Annotated in this window: 12 protein-coding genes and 1 pseudogene; 5 read left to right on the plus strand and 8 right to left on the minus strand. The window is 53.0% G+C overall.

What is annotated here, in order from left to right; all coding sequences use genetic code 11:
* Nucleotides 1-80: 80 nt before the first annotated feature.
* From RSJ68_00875 to RSJ68_00885, 3 genes and pseudogenes are all read left to right on the plus strand, one after another.
* Nucleotides 81-2,339, plus strand: a complete 2,259-nt coding sequence (locus RSJ68_00875) for a glycoside hydrolase family 65 protein (protein ID WNU97353.1) — start codon at nucleotides 81-83, stop codon at nucleotides 2,337-2,339.
* Nucleotides 2,340-2,351: 12 nt separating this feature from the next.
* On the plus strand, nucleotides 2,352-3,017 hold the full coding sequence (gene pgmB / locus RSJ68_00880; GenBank protein WNU97354.1) for a beta-phosphoglucomutase: 666 nt from the start codon (nucleotides 2,352-2,354) through the stop codon (nucleotides 3,015-3,017).
* Between the two features lie 85 nt (nucleotides 3,018-3,102).
* Nucleotides 3,103-3,213: pseudogene (locus tag RSJ68_00885) on the plus strand (IS5/IS1182 family transposase).
* 2 nt (nucleotides 3,214-3,215) lie between these two features.
* Here RSJ68_00885 and RSJ68_00890 read toward each other — a convergent pair.
* From RSJ68_00890 to RSJ68_00915, 6 genes are all read right to left on the minus strand, one after another.
* On the minus strand, nucleotides 3,216-3,647 hold the full coding sequence (locus RSJ68_00890) for an EamA family transporter (GenBank protein ID WNU97355.1): 432 nt from the start codon (nucleotides 3,645-3,647) through the stop codon (nucleotides 3,216-3,218).
* A gap of 241 nt (nucleotides 3,648-3,888) precedes the next feature.
* Nucleotides 3,889-4,701, minus strand: a complete 813-nt coding sequence (locus RSJ68_00895; protein WNU97356.1) for a fimb protein — start codon at nucleotides 4,699-4,701, stop codon at nucleotides 3,889-3,891.
* Nucleotides 4,702-5,044: 343 nt separating this feature from the next.
* Nucleotides 5,045-5,665 (minus strand): L-threonylcarbamoyladenylate synthase, encoded by a 621-nt coding sequence (locus RSJ68_00900; protein ID WNU97357.1) that lies wholly within the window; start codon nucleotides 5,663-5,665, stop codon nucleotides 5,045-5,047.
* A 132-nt stretch (nucleotides 5,666-5,797) separates the two neighbouring features.
* Nucleotides 5,798-6,322 carry a DUF4189 domain-containing protein gene (locus tag RSJ68_00905; protein WNU97358.1) on the minus strand — a complete coding sequence of 175 codons (525 nt, stop codon included), beginning with the start codon at nucleotides 6,320-6,322 and terminating at the stop codon, nucleotides 5,798-5,800.
* Between the two features lie 231 nt (nucleotides 6,323-6,553).
* Nucleotides 6,554-6,913 carry a YbaN family protein gene (locus RSJ68_00910; protein WNU97359.1) on the minus strand — a complete coding sequence of 120 codons (360 nt, stop codon included), beginning with the start codon at nucleotides 6,911-6,913 and terminating at the stop codon, nucleotides 6,554-6,556.
* An 18-nt stretch (nucleotides 6,914-6,931) separates the two neighbouring features.
* Entirely contained in the window at nucleotides 6,932-7,519 is a 588-nt protein-coding gene (locus RSJ68_00915) for a DUF1415 domain-containing protein (GenBank protein WNU97360.1), read from the minus strand.
* A 372-nt stretch (nucleotides 7,520-7,891) separates the two neighbouring features.
* On the opposite strand from RSJ68_00915, the gene RSJ68_00920 reads away from it, so the two are divergent.
* Nucleotides 7,892-9,028, plus strand: coding sequence for a polyamine ABC transporter substrate-binding protein (locus tag RSJ68_00920; GenBank protein ID WNU97361.1), 1,137 nt, complete (start codon nucleotides 7,892-7,894; stop codon nucleotides 9,026-9,028).
* 278 nt (nucleotides 9,029-9,306) lie between these two features.
* Here the strand turns inward: RSJ68_00920 and pepN are convergent, their stop codons facing one another.
* Complete coding sequence (gene pepN / locus RSJ68_00925; protein ID WNU97362.1) at nucleotides 9,307-11,910, minus strand: aminopeptidase N; 2,604 nt, start codon at nucleotides 11,908-11,910, stop codon at nucleotides 9,307-9,309.
* Between the two features lie 589 nt (nucleotides 11,911-12,499).
* Nucleotides 12,500-14,143 carry a lactate permease LctP family transporter gene (locus RSJ68_00930; protein WNU97363.1) on the minus strand — a complete coding sequence of 548 codons (1,644 nt, stop codon included), beginning with the start codon at nucleotides 14,141-14,143 and terminating at the stop codon, nucleotides 12,500-12,502.
* A gap of 397 nt (nucleotides 14,144-14,540) precedes the next feature.
* On the opposite strand from RSJ68_00930, the gene RSJ68_00935 reads away from it, so the two are divergent.
* Nucleotides 14,541-15,317: a FadR/GntR family transcriptional regulator gene (locus RSJ68_00935; GenBank protein WNU97364.1), complete on the plus strand. Its 777-nt coding sequence runs from the start codon at nucleotides 14,541-14,543 to the stop codon at nucleotides 15,315-15,317.
* The last annotated feature ends 84 nt before the right edge of the window (nucleotides 15,318-15,401 follow it).

The following is a 15,401-nucleotide window of genomic DNA, read 5'->3' on the forward strand; positions in this document are numbered from 1 at the left end:
CCGACGCTTTATCCGATTGAATAAGACGAACCGTATTTCAAAACGGTTTGCCATAAAACCATTAAAACAGGAGCTTTACGATGTACACAAGAATCATGGAAATCAGCCCTTGGACGCTGCGTTCGGCAAAACTGGAAAAAGAACACAAACGGCTGCAAGAGAGCCTGACCAGCTTGGGCAACGGCTATATGGGTATGCGCGGCAGCTTTGAGGAAACCTACTCTGCCGACAGCCACTTGGGTACCTACATCGCCGGCGTGTGGTTCCCCGACAAAACCCGCGTCGGCTGGTGGAAAAACGGCTACCCCAAATATTTCGGCAAAGCCATCAACGCGCTCAATTTCAGCAAAGTCAAAATCTTTGTCGACGGCCAGGAAGTGGACTTGGCGAAAAACGACGTTGCCGGCTTCTCCGTCGAACTCGATATGCAGCACGGCGTGTTGCGCCGCTCGTTCACCGTATTCGGCGTGCGTTTCGATGTGTGCAAATTCCTATCCGTCGCGCAAAAAGAACAGGCTCTCATCCGCTGGGAAGCCGTATCCGTTGACGGCAAAACCCACCAAGTCCGCATCGATTCCATCATCGATGCCGACGTGAAAAACGAAGACTCGAACTACGAAGAAAAATTCTGGCAGGTATTGGACAAAGGCGTTTCAGACGACCGCTCCTACATTGCCACCCAAACCGTCGCCAATCCTTTCGGCGTGGAACAATTCATCGTCAACGCCGAGCAAACCTTCGCCGGCAGCTTCAAAGCCCTCGGCGGCAGCCAAACCGACTGGCAGGTCTCCAATTCTTTTGAAGCCGAAGTCGGCGGTACGCCCGAAACCTTTGAAAAACGCGTGATTGTCACCACCAGCCGCGATTATCAGGGCTTGGAAGCAGTGAAAGCCGCAGGCCGCGCCTTGTCGGAAAAAATCGCAGGCGTTGCGTTTGAAACCTTGCTGGACGCGCACAAAGCGGGCTGGCTGCACCGTTGGGAAATCGCCGACGTGGTCATCGAAGGCAGCGACGAAGCGCAGCAGGGCATCCGCTTCAACCTGTTCCAACTGTTCTCCACCTACTACGGCGAAGACGCTCGCCTGAACATCGGCCCGAAAGGCTTTACCGGCGAAAAATACGGCGGCGCGACCTATTGGGACACCGAAGCCTATGCCGTGCCGCTCTATCTTGCACTGGCTGAACCCGAAGTTACCCGCAACCTGCTGCAATACCGCCGCAACCAACTGCCGCAGGCGCAGCACAACGCGCGCGAACAGGGCTTGGCGGGCGCACTCTATCCGATGGTGACGTTTACGGGCATCGAGTGCCACAACGAATGGGAAATCACCTTCGAGGAAATCCACCGCAACGGCGCGATTCCTTACGCCATCTACAACTACACCAACTACACCGGCGACGAAAGCTATCTTGCCAAAGAAGGCTTGGAAGTCTTGGTCGAAGTGTCCCGCTTCTGGGCGGACCGCGTCCACTTCTCCAAACGCAACGGCAAATACATGATTCACGGCGTAACCGGTCCGAACGAATACGAAAACAACATCAACAACAACTGGTATACCAACACCCTCGCCGCATGGGTATTGGACTACACCCGTGAAGCCCTGGCGAAATACCCGCGTCCGGATTTGAACGTGAGCGCCGCCGAGTTGGAAAAATGGGCGGACATCAGCGCGAATATGTACCGTCCGCATGACGAAGAACTCGGCGTGTTCGTACAACACGACGGCTTCCTCGACAAAGACATCCGTCCCGTGTCCGCGCTTTCGCCCGACGATTTGCCGCTCAACCAGAAATGGTCGTGGGACAAAATCCTGCGTTCGCCCTTCATCAAACAGGCGGACGTATTGCAAGGCATCTACTTCTTCGGCGACCGTTTCAATATCGACGAAAAACGCCGCAACTTCGACTTCTACGAACCGATGACCGTGCACGAAAGCTCGCTGTCGCCGTGTATCCACGCCATCCTCGCCGCCGAACTGGGCAAAGAAGAAAAAGCCGTGGAAATGTACCAGCGCACCGCCCGCCTGGACTTGGACAACTACAACAACGACACCGAAGACGGTCTGCACATCACCTCCATGACCGGCTCCTGGCTCGCCATCGTCCAAGGTTTCGCCCAAATGAAAACCTGGGGCGGCAAACTCAGCTTCGCCCCGTTCCTGCCGAGTGCGTGGACAGGCTATGCCTTCCACATCAACTACCGCGGCCGTCTGATTAAAGTCGCCGTCGGCAAAGAAAACGTCGTCTTCACCCTGCTCAAAGGCGAGCCGCTCGATTTGCAGGTGTACGGCAAAGACATCACGCTCAACGGCAGCCACACCGTTGCGTTGGAAAAATAAGGAGGGCGTAAAATGACTTTTACCGCAGTGCTCTTTGACCTCGACGGCGTCATCACCGACACCGCCGAATACCACTACCGCGCATGGAAAAAGCTCGCCGAAGAACTGGGCATCAGTATCGACCGCAAGTTTAACGAGCAGCTCAAAGGCGTATCGCGCGACGATTCGCTCAAACGCATCCTCGCGCACGGCGGCAAAACCGTCGGCGAAGCCGAGTTCGCCGAATTGACCCGCCGCAAAAACGACAACTACGTCGAGATGATTCAGGCAGTCAAACCCGAAGACGTGTACCCCGGCATTTTGCCGCTGCTGGAAGCATTGAGGGCAAACGGCAAAAAAATCGCCCTCGCGTCCGCCAGTAAAAACGGCCCGTTCCTGCTGGAACGCATGGGGCTGACCCACTTCTTCGACGCCGTCGCCGACCCTGCCGCCGTCGCGCATTCCAAACCCGCCCCCGACATCTTCCTCGCCGCTGCCGAGGGCGTGGGCGCGGACATCCGCCGCTGCATCGGCATTGAAGACGCCGCCGCCGGCGTCGCCGCCATCAAAGCCTCAGGCGCCTTGCCCATAGGCGTGGGCAAAGCCGAAGACTTGGGCAGCGACATCGCGCTGGTCTCCGGCACCGCCGAGCTGACCTACGCCTACCTGCAAAACGTGTGGGCACAGTCGGGCAGGTAAAACGCGTCAGGTAAAGTTGTTAAGGAAGTAAAAAGGTCGTCTGAAAACCTGAATTTTGGTTTTCAGACAACCTTTCTCATTGGAAAAATATAGTGGATTAAATTTAAATCAGGACAAGGCGACGAAGCCGCAGACAGTACAGATAGTACGGCAAGGCGAGGCAACGCCGTACTGGTTTAAAGTTAAGCCACTATATTTCTAGCGTTTCAAAGCCAATGTCAATACGCCCGCCGTAACCAGCCCCAGCCCAATCCATTCCTGAGTGCTGGGGCGTTCGTCCAAAAAGACCACCGCCATCAGCGCAACCAATACCAAGCTGAATTTATCGACGGGGGCGACTTGCGAAGCGTTGCCCAGTTGTAGGGCTTTGAAGTAGGCGAGCCAAGATGCGCCGGTGGCGAGGCCGGAGAGAATCAGGAAAGTCCAATTTCTTCCTGTAAACCCGTTCACACCCTGCCATTTGCCGGTATAGGTCAGGAACAAGACCAGCGCGGCAAGGATGACCAGCGTGCGGATGAAAGTGGCGAAATCTGAATCGATGCCCTGCAAACCCATTTTGGCGAAAATCGCCGTCAACGAGGCGAAACCTGCGGAAGCCAATGCCCAAAAAAGCCATGCGTTGCCGCTCATGTTTTTCCTTTCTGAATCAAAATCCGATCTTATGGGGGATGGGAGAGATACTATTTGACGTCCCCATATTATATCCATCCGATGATGCGAATGTTTCCCATCATACCACCGGATAGGATTGCTTTAAACGGAAAAGGCCGAATCCCTGACTTCGGGTTCGACCATTTTGACGGTGAGAGATTATCTGAAATTTTATCGGCGGTATTGGGCGGAATCTATTTTCAGACGACCTAATTGTCTATCAGATAACTTTTTCTTTAAATTCGGGCTTTTTGTCGATAAAGCCGTCAATCGGCGCATAGCCGAGGAAGTCGGCGTTTTCATCCATGACGACAATCCAGTTTTTGATTTTCCCGCTGGTAAGCGGCAGGAAAAACAGAGGTTTGTCGGCTTGTTTGACGGAGGTGGCTTTGAGGATGTCCGCTTCGCTCATGTTTCGGGCAATGGCAAGTTCTGCCAAAGGTTTCATCGCACTGCGGATTTTCGCACGTTCTGCAGGACTGTCGGGCTGCCACCAATTCGGGCGCATACTCGGTTCTATGCCTTTGAGGGAAAGGCTGAGGCTTTCGTTGGCTTCTTCGACGGTTGCGGGATCGCGCAGGCTGACGCGTTCGATGCCGAACCACGGCAGTTGACGCATTTTTTCGGGGGCTTTGGCTAAATCCGCTTCGTCGATTTCAGCGGCGGTAACAATGTTGATACGGTCTTTTTCAAAGGCTGCAACGACGGGGCGCGCTAAGGAAACGCTGTGCAAGCCGTAAATCAGAGCGGCGAGCTGGATGATGCCGACCAAAGAAAAGTCGGTAATGCGTTCGCGCAGTTTTTTCTTGGGGCTGGCGAGAACCAGTGTCAGAAGGGGGCCGCAGACAATATCGACCGAGACGACGAGTGTGTACAAATTCAATCCGCCCGTCAGTTCTGAGTAGGGGTAGGGATACCAGACGGCGAAGACCAAAAGTGCCGCGAGGCCTGCAAGTATCAGGCTGACGACAAGATGCCAGCCCGCGTTTTTGAGGGCAAAACGCCAACGGGAGGGAGTTTGGGTATTTTCCATTTGTTATTTCCGTAATGTAATTATTGAGGGAATTATTTTTGAAGGTCGGTATTATATATGAATATGACCGACAACATAGAGTTTCATGGTGCAAAACGTGAGGGATGTGGTGTGGCAGCAAAAAAGTTGAATAAAAAGGTCGTCTGAAAACGGATTTGGGTTTTCAGACGACCTTTTATAGTGGATTAACTTTAAACCAGTACGGCGTTGTCTCGCCTTAGCTCAAAGAGAACGATTCTCTAAGGTGCTGAAGCACCAAGTGAATCGGTTCCGTACTATCTGTACTGTCTGCGGCTTAGTCGCCTTGTCCTGATTTTTGTTAATCCACTATAGTTTTTGGGGCTTACAGACCGAATAGGGCGGTGTCGCCTTTGCCCTGGCGGATGAGTTCCGTGCCGTCGGTCATGTCGATGACGGTGGTCGGCTCGGTGCCGCACCAGCCGCCGTCAATCACCAAATCGACGCTGTGTTCGAGACGGTCGCGGATTTCGTAAGGGTCGGTCAGCGGCTCGTCGTCTTCAGGCAGCATCAGGGTGCAACTGAGCAGCGGCTCGCCCAATTCCTGCAACAGGCTCAAGGCGATGTTGTTGTCGGGCACGCGCAGGCCTATGGTTTTGCGTTTCGGGTGCAGCGTGCGGTTGGGGACTTCTTTGGTCGCTTGCAGGATGAAGGTGTAGCTGCCGGGGGTGGCGGCTTTGAGCTGGCGGAATTGGGCGTTGTCGACTTTGGCGTAAGTGCCCAATTCGCTCAAATCGGCACACATGAGGGTCAGGTGGTGTTTCAAGTCGATTTTGCGGATGGCGAGGATGCGTTCCATCGCGGCTTTGTCGCCGAGTTTGCAGCCGAGCGCGTAGCAGGAGTCGGTGGGGTACACGATGACCCCGCCGTTGCGGACGATGTCGGCGGCTTGTTTGATCAGGCGTTCCTGCGGGTTGTCGGGGTGGATGGCGAAGAATTGTGCCATGGCGGTTTTCCTTTTGGCAGTTTGTGTTGCGGATATTTTAAAACCGATGGTTTGAAATGACAAAAGGTCGTCTGAAAATACGGTTTCGGAACGGAAACTGCGTTTTCAGACGACCATTAGGATTGTTAAATGTCAGGGGAGAGAACAGCCTTCAGGTAAAAAAATACGGCAGTTGCTCAGGCTAGAATCAGCTTTACATTTCGCCAATGCGACAGCTTCTGCTAATCCTTTTTCTCTACCAACATAAAAAGAATGCCAATGCCCCGGAGGATTAATTGCCTTGCCTTCGGCTCCAGCAATACATCCATTCCTAACCCATGAAACTATTTTGCATGAACCTTGAGGATCTCTTTTCTTGCATTCGGCCAAAGCATTTTTCTTCGCGTTAGACAAAGAGTCCTGATTTAATACGCCGCTTACGTAACCTGTATCCGGATTCACAGCTACAGCACCGTATTTAGAAGGGAGATATATAGTAGTGGTCTTAGGTCTGCCTACTTGACCATTATTCATAGAACCATTGTAATAGGGATCGTTTGCCAAAATAGGGGCCATACAATGGGGGTCTCCGGAAGGGCCGCCGCCAATGCCGGGCGAACAGGCAAAGGAGACGGCGGAAGACGCGCCAAGACAAAGGGTTAAAATAAATTTATTCATAAAGGGATGCCTCATTTATTTTTCTTGGGATCAATCACATCTTTGTTGTCAGAGGCTTGTCTTAAAGCCGATTGTCTTTGTAATTCCATGATAATGATATTAGACACGGAATTTTCTGATGTCAATATTCTATGTATATTGGGATTAGAAGTTTGGTTTGAGGATAGTTTGTTGCTGCATGGTATTCAGCTAAAGAGGCACTATAATTGAATATCGGATTTTGAACACGACTCAGGGTTCGGGACGCAGCCACATCCAGACGGCGACGCAGCCGCAGCCCAATGTGGACGCCGCGCCTATCCACCATTTTTCGGGAAAGCGCCAAAACATGAAGATGCAGGATAGGCTCATCATGCTGATGGCGAAGATTTTGGCTTTGCGCGGGACGGCGCCGTTGTTTTCCCAGTTTTGTATCATGGGGCCGAAATAGCGGTGTTGGTGCAGCCAGCGGTGGAAGCGGGGCGAGGCTCTTGCCCAGCAGGCGGCGGCAAGGATGATGAAGGGGGTGGTGGGCATAATCGGCAGAAAAATGCCGATGATGCCTAAGAGAAAGGAAACTGCGCCGCAAAAGATGAGTAAGTAGCGAATCATGTTGTTTTGTTGGAAATCTTATTCGGATGCTTTGGTTTTGCCGTGATCAAACGGGCAGCGGGGAATATTGAGCTTGTCCCAGCCTTCGTGTCCCATTTTTTCAAGTAGGGCGATGTTGCGCTCGAAAATGGCGGAGGCGTCGGGGAAGGCTTGTGAGGCTTTGGCGATGCTGTCTTCGCGGATGAGGTGCAGGGTGGGGTAAGGCGAGCGGTTGGTGTAGTTGCCGATGTCGTCTGAATCCGTGCCTTCAAATTGGAAATCGGGATGAAACGGGGCGATTTGGACAATGCCTTCCAAACCGTTGTCGACAACGGCGGCATCGGCAATGTCGAGCATTTGGTTGAAGGTGTCGAAGTCGGGAAAAAGGGTCGGGTGGACAAGCAGGGTGGTTTCCAGCTCGTCGGCGGGCGTATCGCCCAAAAGCTGCAATTCGCGGTCCAGGTCTTCGAGGAAACCGTCCAGATGGCGGGCCTGGCTGACGCTGATGCGCACGAGGTTTTTGACGTGCGGCGCTTTGGCGAAGGGGCAGAGGTTGAGCCCGATGACGGCTTTTTCGAGCCATTGGCGGGTGTGGTCGGTTACGGTGGCGGAGTCGGGGGTAGTCATGCGGGGATTCGGATTTGATTTAATTAAAAATAGTTCTCAAAAAGTATAACAAATAACATGGGTTTCAGGCAAAGGACATGGGTGTGCGGATAGGGAAAATTTATGTGTAGCCAGTATGTAACAGGTCGTCTGAATATTTTTTTGTTTATGAAGAAAACCATAGCTGGAAACAACGAAAAAAAGAAGAAATTTTCCCGTCTAACCTATTGCGCCGACAGGGATTTTGCCGTTTAATGCGAACCTGCTGAATCAAGGGCCCGAGGCATATGCCGGCCGCCCCCACAGTTAACCTTTTGTATGCGGACAGTCTGCGCTTGACTGACTGACTGCCGCCGCTGCAACAATCCCCCCTTCCACAAAAGGACTGTACCCATGAAAAAAACTTCAATGGCGGCGGCACTCATCGGCCTCGTCTTGACTGCATGCAGCGGCGGACAACAAACCGCCGCAGAATCTTCCGCCCCTTCTTCCCATACTGCGTCCGACAAGCTCAATATCTACAACTGGTCGGACTACGTCGATCCCGCCACGCTTGAAGCGTTCGAAAAAAATACGCATATCAACGTCCGCTACGACTACTACGACAGCAACGAAGCCCTCGAAGCCAAGCTCTTGACCGGTAAATCTGGTTACGACCTCGTTGCACCGTCCATTGCCAACGTCGGACGCCAAATCAAAGCCGGCGCGTATCAAAAAATCGACAAAAGCCAAATCCCGAACTACGCCAATATCGATGCCGACCTGCTTGCCATGATGGCAAAAGTCGATCCGGGCAACCAATACGCAGTCCCTTATTTCTGGGGCATCAACACGCTCGCCATCAACAAAAAACTGGTTCAAAAAGCCTTGGGAACGGAGCAGCTGCCCGAAAACGAATGGGATTTGGTGTTCAATCCCGAATACACCAAAAAGCTGAAATCCTGCGGCATCAGCTATTTTGACAGCGCCATCGAACAAATCCCGCTCGCGCTGCATTATTTAGGCAAAGACCCGAATACCGAAAACCCCGACGACATCAAAGCTGCCGTCAACATGATGAAAAAAGTGCGTCCCGACATCAAACGCTTCACTTCGTCAGGCTATATTGACGATATGGCAGCGGGCAACCTTTGCGTTTCAGTCGGTTACGGTGGCGATTTGAACATCGCCAAAACACGCGCGCAAGAAGCGAAGAACGGCGTCGAAATCGAAGTGTTAGCACCCAAAAGCGGCGTCGGCATCTGGGTGGATTCCCTGATGATTCCGCGCGATGCCCAAAATACCGCCAATGCGCACAAATACATCAACCACACGCTCGATCCCGAAGTCGCGGCGCAAAACGGCAATTTCGTTACCTACGCCCCCGCCAGCCGCCCTGCCCGTGCATTGATGGACGAAAAATATACCGGCGATGCGTCTATCTTCCCGACCAAGGAATTGATGGATAAAAGTTTCATCGTATCGCCCAAATCAACAGATGCAAGCCGTCTGAGCGTCCGCCTGTGGCAATCGCTGAAAGCGGGCAAATAGCGATTTGATGCGTTGGAAACTTAAAGGTCGTCTGAAAACAAATATCTTACGTTTTCAGACGACCTTTTATTTTTGTTGAGATTTCTAGTTCAGAAACGGTACTCCTGCTTCTCAATCATGATTTTTCATCTGCATCGAAATGGCAGCAATGGCAACAACATACCCGCACACCAGCTCCTTCGTTTGAGAAAGGCGCAATCATGCGCCTTTTTTTACGGGCTTAACGATTAGGTATGTGTGTCCAAAAGAATGCGGAATCCGTCTATTTGGATAGTGCCTCAATCCAAAATCTTGCCGACGATTTCACCTACGTCTTTCGACAATCCTTCCTGCGCCCGAATGCGCTGCAATGCTTGTTTCACCAAGTTTTTGCGTTGCGGTTCGAGCTTGTTGCAGAGGTTGAACGCCTGCACCAAGCGGGCGGCGACCTGCGGGTTGAAGCGGTCGATTTCGATGACTTTGTCGGCGATGAAGCGGTAGCCGCTGCCGTCTTCTGCGTGGAAATGCGGGACGTTGCGGCTGAAGCTGCCGATGAGCGAGCGGGCTTTGTTGGGGTTTTCGAGGCTGAATTTCGGATGCTGCAAGGCAGTTTGAACCTGTTGCAGGGTATCGCTGCGGCGGCTTGAGCCGATGAGGACGAAATATTTGTCCATTACCAACGCGTCGTCTGAAAACTTGTCGGCAAACTGCGTCAGCAGGCGGTTGCGCGTATCGCTTTCGTTGCCGTTGACGGCGGACAGGATGCCCCATTCGTGGGTCATGTTTTGCGCCATTTCGCCGTATTTTTCGGCAACGGTTTCGATGTGCGCGGGGTCGGCGCGCAGGACAAAGGCGCGGCAGACGTTGCGCAGCGTGCGCCAGCCGGCGGCTTCGGGGCTGTATTCGTAGCTTTGGTTTTCCTGCTTCGCCGCCTGACGGTTCAATTCGTGCCATTTCGGCAGGAAGTAGACAGCAAGCGTATCCAATAAGGCTTCGCGCGCCTGATGGTAGCGCAGCGGGTCGATGTTTTCCGCACCGTCCCACAGCTCGGCTTCAGACGGCACACCCAAAAGCAGGGCTTTGAAGGCGTTGTCCAAGAGGTCGTCTGAAATGACTTTTTCGACGGCGGCAAGCAGTTTTTCGTGTTTCGGCAGTTCAACGCCGTCTGAAAGCGCGGCAAGATTGGCGGCGACGGCGCGGCGGTAGAGCGTTTGGGCGGCTTCCCAGCGCGTGAAGGCGTCGCTGTCGTGGGCGAGCAGGAGCAGCAGGTCATCGTCGCTGTACGGATAGTTCAGATGCACCGGCGCGCTGAACCCGCGCAGCAGCGAGGGAACGACGGCTTCGGTTACGCCTTCGAGCGGGAAGGTCTGTTCGGCTTCGGTCAGCAGCAATACAGCTTCGGTTGCGCGTTTGCCCTGATAATCGAATGCCACTGCTTCGCCGTTGCGGTTCAGCAGCCCGATTTTGACGGGAATCATCATCGGCTGTTTATCCGCCATATCGGGCGTGGGCGGCACGGTTTGTTTGACGGTCAACTCGAAAATATTGTTTTTCAGACGACCTTCCGCTTCCAAAACGGGCGTGCCCGCCTGGCTGTACCACAAGGCGAACTGGTCGAGATTGATGCCGTTCGCGTCCGCCATCGCCGCGCGGAAATCGTCGCAGGTCACTGCCTGTCCGTCGTGGCGTTGGAAATAGAGCTTCATGCCTTTCTGAAAGCCCTCTTCACCGAGCAGGGTGTGATACATCCGCACCACTTCCGCGCCTTTTTCATAAACGGTCATGGTGTAGAAATTATTCATCTCCTCATAGCTGGCGGGGCGCACCGGATGGGCGGTCGGGCCTGCGTCTTCGGGGAACTGGTGCTGGCGCAGCAGACGGATGTTTTCGATGCGGCGCACGGCGCGGCTGGCGCGGTCGCCGGAAAACTCTTGGTCGCGGAAAACGGTCAGCCCTTCCTTCAGCGAAAGCTGGAACCAGTCGCGGCAGGTTACGCGATTGCCCGTCCAGTTGTGGAAATATTCGTGTCCGACCACAGATTCGATGCCTTCGAAATCGGTATCGGTGGCGGTGCGGCTGTCGGCAAGTACGAACTTGGTGTTAAAGATGTTCAAACCCTTGTTTTCCATCGCGCCCATATTGAAATCGCCCACGGCGACGACCATGAAAATATCCAAGTCGTATTCCAAACCGAAGCGCGTTTCGTCCCACTTCATCGCGTTTTTCAGCGATTCCACGGCAAAGCTGACCTTGGGTTTGTCCGCTTCGGTGGTGTAAAACTCGATTTTGACGTTTCTGCCGCTCATGGTGGTGAAGCGGTCTTCCGTGACCGCCAAATCGCCCGCAACCAAAGCAAACAGATAACTCGGTTTGGCAAACGGGTCTTCCCATTTCACCCAATGGCGGCCGTCTGAAAACTCGCCGCCGTCGATTTTGTTGCCGTTGGAAAGCAAAACGGGATAGCGTTTTTTGTCCGCGACGATGGTGGTCGTGAACTTGGACATCACATCAGGACGGTCGATGTAGAACGTGATTTTGCGGAAGCCCTCCGGCTCGCATTGGGTAAACAGATTACCGCCGGAAGCATACAGCCCCATCAGCGATTTGTTTTCCGCCGGCAGGATTTCGGTTTCCACTTCGACGGTGAAGCGTTCGGACGGCACGCCCGCAATCGTCAGCGTCTCACCTTCCAACACATAATCCGCCGCCACGCCGTTGATTTTGACGGACAAGAGTTTCGCCGAACCGTCCAACACCAGCGGCTCCCCCACCCTCTGCGGCTCGACCGTCAAACGGGATTTCACGACGGTTTGCGGTTCGGCAATGTCAAAATGCAGGTCGGTTTCGAGAATGCGGTAGGCAGGCGTTTGGTAATCTTTCAGATAACGGACGGTTTTGCTCATGGTTTTGCTTTCGGGTAAAAATGGGAATACAGACGGTAAGCATAACGTTTCAGACGACCTTAATTCAAGCCTTCTATCAAATTTTTATCGTATAGTGGATTAAGGTCGTCTGAAACCCGAGACTATTGCAAACATACTTAACTTTAAATACAGTAGGTCATCAAATTCCGTCATTCCCGCTCAGGCGGTAATCCATCGTACAATCTAAAGAAACCTCGATTTGAAAAACAGTTTCTGAATTTCAAAAATGGATTCCCGCCTACGCGGGAATGGCGACAGTCAGTAAGTTGCGTATCGAAAATAAAGTATAGTGGATTAACTTTAAACCAGTACGGCGTTGTCTCGCCTTAGCTCAAAGAGAACGATTCTCTAAGGTGCTGAAGCACCAAGTGAATCGGTTCCGTACTATCTGTACTGTCTGCGGCTTCGTCGCCTTGTCCTGATTTAAATTTAATCCACTATAATTTAGCTATATCACAGATTCAAATAAAAACCTTCTGCATATCCGTATTTGCAGCCCACAACGAAAAAAAGGTCGTCTGAAACCCAAATTGGATTTCAGACGACCTTTTATTTCAAGCCGGTTGGCTTATTTGTTGAAGAAAACCAGCGTCCACGGCAAGACATAAGCTTGCAGCAGGGTCAGCAGGCCGACGAAGGTACAGAAAATCAAGCTGTGTTTCACGGTAAAGCGGAACAGGTTGGATTCTTTGCCTTCCAGACCGACCGCCGCGCAGGCGATGGCGATGGATTGCGGCGAAATCATTTTGCCGGTCACGCCGCCGGTGGTGTTGGCTGCGACGGTCAGTTCGGGTACGACGTTGATTTGATGCGCAGTGCTGGCTTGCAGCGAACCGAAGAGCGCGTTGGCGGAAGTGTCCGAACCGGTCAGGAATACGCCCAGCCAGCCGAGGAACGGCGAGAAGAACGGGAACACGGTGCCGGTGGCGGCGAGGACGAGTGCCAATGTGGACGACAGGCCTGAATAGTTTGCCACGAATGCGAAGCCGAGTACCAAGCCGATAGACAGGATGGACAGGCGCAGTTCTTTGAGCGTTTCAAAGAAAGTGCCGACGGCTTCGGAAGGTTTCATTTTCAGCAAAGCGGCGGAAACGATGGAAGCAAACAGGATTGCCGTACCGACTGCGCCGAGGAGGTCAATTTTGAACACGGCGGCGTATGGTGTCGGTTCGCTGACGATGGGCGCGGCTTTTTGTACCAAGTTGTGCAGCATCGGCCAGTCGAATTTGATGGTGGCAACGCCCAAAGCCTCTTTAACGCCCTTAATCGTCCACACGCTGACGAAAACGGTCAGGATGGCGAAAGGCGACCAGGCTTTGATGATTTGTCCGGCAGTGTATTCGCCCGCTTTGCGTTCGGCCGGTTTTTTCATGCCGTTGAAGGTGAAGATTTCTTTAGGCTGCCATTTTTTCAGGAAGGCAGACAGGCAGACCAGGCTGACCAATGCGGAGGTCACGTCGGGCAATTCCGGGCCGATGAAGTTGGCGGTAATGAACTGGGTAGTGGCGAAAGATACGCCCGCCACCAATACGGCAGGCCAAGTTTGGCGTATGCCGCGCATACCGTCCATCATGGCGACCAACCAGAAAGGAACGATAATCGACAGGATCGGCAGTTGGCGGCCGGCGACCTGACCGATATGGTAAGGGTCGAGGTTGGACACTTGACCGGCAACCAGGATTGGAATACCCATCGCGCCGAAAGCCACGGGCGCGGTATTGGCAATCAAACACAAACCGGCGGCGTAGAGCGGATTAAAGCCCAAGCCCACCAACAACGAGGCGGTAATCGCCACCGGCGCGCCGAAGCCTGCCGCGCCTTCGAGGAATGCGCCGAAGGAGAAGCCGACCAGCAGCATTTGCAGGCGTTGGTCTTCGGTAATCGAAATCACGGAAGCGCGGATGATGTCGAACTGCCCTGTTTTCACGGTAATTTTATACAGGAACACGGCGGTAACGATAATCCATGCAATCGGCCACAAACCGTAAGCAAAGCCGTACAGCGCGGAAGAAACCGCCATGCCAGCAGGCATTCCGAAACCTAATACGGCAACGCCAAGCGCAATCAGAAGCGTATAAAGCCCCGCCTGATAGCCTTTAAGCTTCAGGACGGTCAGTGCGACAAAGAAAAAGATAATGGGCAGGAGGGCGACGGCTGCCGTCAAATATAGGCTGCCGCCCACTGCGGTATAGTTTTGAATCCAAGTATCCATAGGGAAAATCTCCGAATATTTTTCTAATATATTTTCTTAAATTGGTAAAACCAATTTTGAGAACGGAGGACACTTTACGAAACTTTAATATGGCGGTCAATTATTTTTTCAGACGACCCGGCTGCATCGGCGCAAATTTGTTATTTAGTTTTAAATAAAACAAAATATTATATGAATTGTAAAAATGTAGCCCAATGTAGTTTTAAAACACATACGGGTAGGACAAGCCATATTGACGGGATACGGGGCGGTTAATTAGAATACGGCGACATTGGTCATGCCAATTTGGTCATGCCAATTTTGATGCAGACTGCCCTTTCGGACGGCCTGCCGCATCACATTATCGGATTTGGGTCTTCTTCGCAGAAAAAAACATGATGGAAAAGAGGGAATTACAATGACAAAACTGGTTCGTCCACAAAAAATCAGCGACCAAATATTGTCGATATTGGAGGAACGCATCGCGGCGGGCATTTACGAAGAAGGCGGCAAAATCCCGCCCGAGCGCACGTTGGCGGAAGAATTCGGCGTATCGCGCCCGTCGGTCAGGGTCGCGCTCAACATCCTGATTGCGCGGCAGGTTTTGGAAGCGCGTCAGGGCGACGGCTATTACGTTTCCGTCAAACCGCAGCAGGATTTCCTCCAAAGCTGGCAAGAATTGCTCGGCAAACATTCCAACTGGGAAACCGACGTTTTCGATTTCAGCTGCCACATCGAAGGCTGCATGGCGTCGCTGGCTGCCGAGAGGCGCACCGATGCCGATTTGAAACGGATTGATTTTTGGCGGCAAAAATTCGAATCCGCCTGCGAAAGCGGCCATCTGGAACATCAAAGCGAAGCCGACGTAAGCTTTCACCAAACCATCGCCGATGCCGCACACAATATCCTCTTCAGCCACCTCTCCGGCGGCCTGCTCAAAATGCTCTACCGCCAGACGCGCAGCAGCATCATCTATTCCAACCAAACCGAAGACCCGCGCCCCAAGCTGATCGCGCAACACCGCGCCATCTACGAAGCCATCTTGGAACGCCGCCCCGCCGATGCCGCCGAAGCCGCCAAAATACACTTAAACTACGTCGCCAACAGCATCTTGCAAAACAGGGAATACAAAAGCCGCAACGAACACGCCGACACGCTGGCGCAGAAAGACTTGAAGCGGGTGCAGGACTGGTAAGCACCCGACTTCCCTTTGGATTGATGCATACCACTCCGGCTGCGGCTAATCCTTCTTGCTGATATAAGTTCATGCACACAAAGG

Source organism: Neisseria sp. DTU_2020_1000833_1_SI_GRL_NUU_006, from assembly GCA_032388755.1.
GTDB classification, from domain to species: domain Bacteria; phylum Pseudomonadota; class Gammaproteobacteria; order Burkholderiales; family Neisseriaceae; genus Neisseria; species Neisseria sicca_C.